The following is a 6,602-nucleotide window of genomic DNA, read 5'->3' on the forward strand; positions in this document are numbered from 1 at the left end:
TATATGAGAGAGAGTATTAACAAAATGACAAGTCATATACACAAGTGGTTGTTGTATAAGTGCTACCCGCACCAACAAGATCTACACAAAGTGTATCGTCGGACACGTACGATGTGTATAAGAGCCAGAGAAATCTGACACCATACTTTTCCAAATGGAAAAGTATGGGCCAATTTTGCTTGTTATTTTTCCATTTGGAAAAATACATACACGAATCACACCACATTTTCCCGATTGAGAAAATAATTACGAATTTATCGTTCAAAACCAAAAAGCCTGCCAATCCGACAGGCCAACTTTCCACCCCAAAACAAGAAAATTGGGGTAGAAAACAATTTCGTGGGGTAGAAGATTTTCAAAAATATGAACGTTCACCAAGATTTGCAGGTATAAGATGCAGACTCCCTCTTTGGGGGAGAAGGTGTTCCGTAAACAGCTAAAACTGCAATAATCTATTTATTCAGTATTTCACGCATCTTACTTCTAATATCTTCAATATTCTTGGGAATATTAATGTCTCCACACAAAGAGTCAAAAGTGGTTCTAAGCATGTCTTCTGGAAAATTCGTTAAAAACACCCAATTATAACGCTTTAAATTTTGTGGCGCATATAGTACTAATTCTTCGACTCTTTCGGCTCCATTTTTATCAAAGTAAAGTAAAATTTCTTGAGCACTGTCCTCAACATTTTTCACTTTCGTTCCCCAATTCACACGTAATGAGTTCAAGTCTTCATCTAGAATTTCCATCTCTTTCCGAGGGTCACTGCCAAGTATATAATCAAGGTTTCCGCCATTTTGAACTATGTCGAATGCACTTCGTTGAACAACTTCAAACTCCCTTCGTTTTTCTAAGAAGGATTTCAAGATATCGTATGTACTCGTTATCTCTGCTAGAAACACAGCAACTTGTTTACGAAGTTCTCCGTTCTTTTCAAACTCTTTTTGTCTATCAAATTGCGCGTTTGAAGCCGCAATTTGTCTCTTTGAAAGTATAGTCGAAACAACCACACCTATCAGCCCAAGTGCAAAGGATATAATTGCAGCAGTAATGTTTGAGTCCATAATAATGAATTCCTCTCTTAAAATGGTTCATTTCATTATACTAAACCGATTCTAATAATTCAATTTTTATCACTTTATTTCCCCCCTACTTATCTTAATCAACCCTTGATTTTCAAAGTAGAGACTAAGGAGCGCCTCGAAAATATCCCCCACATTAAACTTCATTTCTTTACCTGAAAAAACAAAACACCAAGATTCAAAATCCTGGCATTCCCACAAATCACAATTATTCAAAACTCGCCAAATAATCCGCCTCATAATCATAAAGCGGCGTAGGATAAACCCCGTCAAAGTAAGACAAACAAAGCTCATCATGCCCAATCGCCTCGACCAGGCCGTCCTGACTCAGAAAAGTCAGACTATCCGCCCCAATCAGCTCGCAAATCTCGGAAACCGTGTGGGTCGCGGCAATCAACTCCTCGCGCTTCTGGATGTCAATCCCGTAAAAACACGGATATTTCAGCGCCGGGCTGGCAATAGCGACGTGAACCTCGGCGGCACCTGCCTCTTTGAGCAGATTGACGATACGCTTGCTAGTCGTCCCGCGCACAATCGAGTCGTCGACCATGATGACGTGCTTGCCCTCGACAACGCCGCGCACCGCCGACAGCTTCATGCGCACGCCCTGTTCGCGCAGCTCCTGAGTGGGCTGGATAAAGGTCCGTGCGACATATTGGTTCTTAATTAGGCCCATTTCGTAGGGCAAGCCCGATTCTTCCGCATAGCCGGAGGCCGCTGATAAGGAGGAGTTCGGTACACCGATGACGATATCGGCAGCAAGCTTCGCTTCGCGGGCGAGAATCCTGCCAGAGCGCTTGCGCGCGGTATGGACATTCACCCCGTGAATGGTCGAGTCAGGGCGTGCAAAGTATATGTACTCCATTGAACAGATTGTCAGATTTGTCTGGTCTGTAAACTGGTCAAATACAATGCCTTCGTCCGAAATCATGACGATTTGTCCGGGCTCAACGTCCTGGACATAAGTGGCACCGATGACGTCAAAGGCACAGGTTTCGCTGGCGACTACCCAGGCGCCGTTGGACATTTTTCCTATGGACAGGGGGCGGAAGCCGTTCGGGTCAAGCGCTGCAATCATGGCATGCTCAGTCATGATGAGAAAGGCGAAGCCGCCTTTGACGGTGTTGAGCGCATCCTTGACTCGGTCGATGAATGCCGGGCGCGGGCTGCGGCGAATCAGGTGCATGAGGATTTCGGTGTCCGAATTAGACGAGAAGATGGCGCCGGACTGCTCAAGTTCGCAGTGCAGCGACTGGGCGTTGGTCAGGTTGCCATTGTGGGCCAGACCGAGTCCGCCGTCGTGGAATTCAAAGTGAAAGGGCTGGATATTGTTGATGTCTGAGCTGCCGGCTGTGGCGTAGCGTACGTGGCCTATTGCAGCCGTGCCTGTGAGCTCGTTCAGGTCTTTTTCGTCGCGGAAAACTTCGGTGACCAGGCCCAAACCGCGGTGACGCTTGAGTTTGCCCTTATCGTTTGAGAGAATGCCTGCGCCTTCTTGGCCGCGGTGCTGCAGGGCATGCAGGCCGAAATAGGTTAACTGCGCGGCCTCCGGATATCCCCAGACGCCAAATAAGCCGCATTCTTCGTTTAAACTTTTTACTTCGTACATGAGTCCCCTTTTTGTCCGGCTTGGAAATATCTAACAGCACTTTCAAAAAGTCGCTGGTCTTTGCTGCCTGGAATATTCTTAAACAGGCCGTCTTCAAATCGCTCTGAATGTCCCATTTTGCCTAGGATTTGTCCGTTTTTGCTGACAATGCCCTCAATGGCGCAGCTGGAGCCGTTCGGGTTGAAGAAGCTGTCCATGCTTGGCTTGCCGTCAAAGTCGCAATACTGACTGATAATCTGACCGTTTTTAATCAATTCTTGTAATTCTGTCTGATTGACGACAAATTTGCCTTCGCCGTGCGACACGGGTATGCTGTGGACTTGTCCTACTTCGACTTCGGACAGCCAAGGTGAATTTGTATTGCTAATCCGCGTGGTCACCATTTTTGCCACGTGCTGATTGGCATCGTTGTAGAACAGAGTCGGTGAATTTTCAGACACGCTGTCAAAATGTCCATAAGGAAGCAGGCCCGATTTGACCAGCGCCTGGAAACCGTTGCAGATTCCGATAATCAGGCCGCCCCGCGCAATGAGTGCGTCAATGGCTTGCGAAATCTGCGGATTTTTCAGAATGCTGACAATGAACTTGGCCGAGCCGTCCGGCTCATCCGCCTGCGAGAAGCCGCCAGGAAACAGAATAATCTGCGCCCGCGAAATATTTTCCGCCATCTCCTGAATCGACGCGTCAATCGCAGCCGCATCCAGCGTAATGAAAGGCACAATGACCGTCTTCGCGCCGGCGGCTTCAAAGGCTCTGGCAGAGTCGTATTCACAGTTTGTTCCTGGGAATACCGGAATATAAACCAGCGGCTGCGCAACTTCTTCCGGTGCTTGTTTGGCAATCTCCGTTTGAACTGCAGGAACTTCGACAATTTCCTGACTTTGTTCAAAAACAGTCGGATAGACAGGCTCAAATGTACCTTCAAAGCTGGCGAGTAATTCGACAGCTGGCATTGTAATGTCGTTGATTTTCAGGACAAATTCATCCGCTGTGTGTCCGATTTTCTCGACATTTTCATCCAAAATGTCTTCTGGAGAAGTGAAGATAAATCCGCCGAACTCGGCTGACAGGAGGTTTTCCATGGTCTGAACATTGACCGCCGCACCGATATGATTGCCGAAGGTCATCAGCGCCAAGCTCTCGGACAAACCACCCGTTTTTGTCGAAATCGCCGCAGTTACGGAATGGTTCTCAAAGATTTTAGACATCAAAACAAAATTTGCCTTTATCTGTTCAAAATCAATACACTCCGCAATCTTTTGTCCACGAACATAGTAAATATTTTCACCCACCGCCTTAAACTCCGGCGAAAGAATCCGCTCAGCCGTTGAGGTCGTGACGCCAAAGGCAATCAGCGTCGGCGGCACGGTCAATTCCTCATAAGTCCCGCTCATCGAGTCTTTCCCGCCGATGCTCGGCAGTCCCAGCGCCGTCTGCGCCTCTATCGCGCCCAGCAGAGCGGCCAGCGGCTGACCGAACTTCTCCGCCTGCTTGTTCATCCGCTCGAAATACTCCTGATACGAAAAGCGGGCCTTTGTCCAGTTTGAATTGCTGGCGACCAGACGTGCCGTTGCTTCGATAATCGCATAAGCCGCGCCGTGATAAGCTGACCAGCCTGCAATCTCAGGCGAATAGCCGTGTGCCAGGAGCGAGACCGTATTTGTCCTGCCTTTCAGCACTGGGAGCTTCTGCACCGAGCATTCGGTCGGCGTGAGCTGATAGCTGCCGCCCAGAGGCGCATTGACAGTGCTGCGGCCGATGCTGGAGTCGAAAATGCTCTGCAGGCCTTTCTGCGAGGCATGATTGTGCTCAGACAGCAAATGCTTCAAGTCCTGCGCCAGGCTCTGTTCACTGGTTTCTGTACAGAATGGTTTCTCGGTCGCTGTATCGATAACTCTGGCGCCGACAACCCCGCGTTTGCCGTTGGTGTTCAGGAAATCACGGGCGATATCGACAATTTTCTGACCTTTGTAGGTCATGACGAGTCGCTTGTCGCTGGTGACCCGCGCCACTGCCACGGCTTCCAGGTTTTCCTGACGGCAGGCGGCGATGAAGGCGGAGGCATCCGCCTTGTCCACGACCACGCTCATGCGCTCCTGCGACTCGGAAATCGCAATTTCTGTTCCGTTGAGCCCCTGATACTTCAAGGGCACGAGGTCGAGATTGATTTCGAGGCCGTCTGCCAGCTCTCCGATGGCGACACAGACGCCGCCTGCGCCGAAGTCGTTGGACTTTTTAATCAGCGCCGTCACTTCGGGCTTGCGGAAAAGGCGCTGAATCTTGCGCTCTTCGATGGCGTTGCCTTTCTGAACCTCGGAACCGGCCGTCTCAACCGTCTTCTCGGTCTGAACTTTTGACGAGCCGGTCGCCCCGCCGATACCATCGCGGCCTGTCCGCCCGCCGAACATGATGACCACGTCGCCAGGCGCAGGCGAGAGGCGCTTGACATTGGCTTTCGGCACCGCCCCGACCACAGCGCCGACTTCGAGACGTTTCGCGACAAATCCGGGGTGATAATACTCTTTGACATAGGTCGTCGCGAGCCCGATTTGATTGCCGTATGATGAATAGCCGTGGGCCGCCCGTTTCGAAATCACCTGCTGAGGAAGCTTGCCGGCCCGGGTTTCAGCAATCGGCTGCAGAATATCGCCCGCACCCGTGATGCGCATGGCTTGATAGACATAGCTGCGGCCGGACAGCGGGTCACGGATGGCACCGCCGATACAGGTCGACGCGCCGCCGAAAGGCTCAATCTCGGTCGGGTGGTTGTGGGTCTCATTCTTGAACATCAAAAGCCAAGGCTCCTTGACGCCGTCCACATCTACCTCAATCTCAACCGAGCAGGCATTGATTTCTTCGGAAACTTCCATGTCGTCCAAACGGCCATTCGCCCGCTCATAACGGCCGAAAATCGTGGCCAATTCCATCAAAGTCGTGGGCTTCTGACTCCGTCCCAGCGCCTGACGCATGGCCTGGTATCTGTCATAGCTCGTCTGCAGCTGAGCCTGGAAGCGACTCTGTGAAAAGTCAATCTCCGCGAGCTCGGTCTCGAAAGTCGTGTGCCGGCAGTGGTCTGACCAGTAGGTGTCCAGAACTTTCAGCTCGGTTTCAGTCGGATTGCGCCCGATGGACTTGAAATGGTCCTGAATAAAGAGCAAATCCTCCACTTCCATAGCCAGCCCGTTTTCTGCCTTGTAGCCCGCAAAATCGGCTGCGCCATAAACATTGAAAAAGTCCAGAACCACGAGCGTCTCGTCAGAATTCCGGAAAATCTCTTCCTTGAGAGGCTGCATCAGGTCTTTGAAACGTGAATCCACAGGATTCAGCAGATAATTCTTAACCCGCTCAAGTTCAGCCGAATCAATGTCCGAATTCAGCAGATAAAGCCGGCTATTCGTGACTTTTGCCTGATTGCTTCCCAGAAGAAATAGCGCATCTTCAGCGGCTTGCGAGCGCTGGTCAAACTGCCCCGGCAGCGACTCAACCGCGAAAGAAGTGTGCGACTTCATGCGCTCAGAAATTTCTGCCTCCGCTAGCAGACGGTCGGTCACAGCCTCCGAAAAGACCTGCTGCTGCGCGATTTCCAGCAGCTCCTCTTCAATATGAAAAAGCTCATAAACCTGAATGAGCTGAATCTTTGTCAAAGTTTTCAATTGCAGATTATTTTTCAGTTCGTGCAAAAGCGCCTGATTCTTGACAGAAAAATCTTCCTTTTTTTCAACGAAAATACGTGTGCTAGTTGTCAATGAATTCCCCTTATTAATTTATCTTAACTGAGTTCAGCACGCCTGAGGCTAGGAAATTAGATAAATCGGAACCTGCCCTACGGGCAGAACCACGATTTCCTAAATTTCTACGCCTCAAAGCGGGCGTGCTTCACATCTTGATTTTTCAACGAAAATACGTGTGCT

Annotated in this window: 3 protein-coding genes; all 3 read right to left on the reverse strand. The window is 50.0% G+C overall.

Translation table 11 applies throughout. The features are described 5' to 3' along the window. Positions 1–452: 452 nt before the first annotated feature. Complete coding sequence (locus ACYQ2E_RS11035; RefSeq protein ID WP_460018116.1) at positions 453–1,064, reverse strand: hypothetical protein; 612 nt, start codon at positions 1,062–1,064, stop codon at positions 453–455. A 226-nt stretch (positions 1,065–1,290) separates the two neighbouring features. Then, positions 1,291–2,691: an amidophosphoribosyltransferase gene (purF, locus tag ACYQ2E_RS11040; protein ID WP_460018117.1), complete on the reverse strand. Its 1,401-nt coding sequence runs from the start codon at positions 2,689–2,691 to the stop codon at positions 1,291–1,293. After that, on the reverse strand, positions 2,679–6,437 hold the full coding sequence (locus ACYQ2E_RS11045; RefSeq protein ID WP_460018118.1) for a phosphoribosylformylglycinamidine synthase: 3,759 nt from the start codon (positions 6,435–6,437) through the stop codon (positions 2,679–2,681). The genes purF and ACYQ2E_RS11045 overlap by 13 nt, the downstream gene beginning before the upstream one ends. Positions 6,438–6,602 lie beyond the last annotated feature (165 nt).

The sequence above is a fragment of the Lactovum odontotermitis genome, from assembly GCF_054658595.1.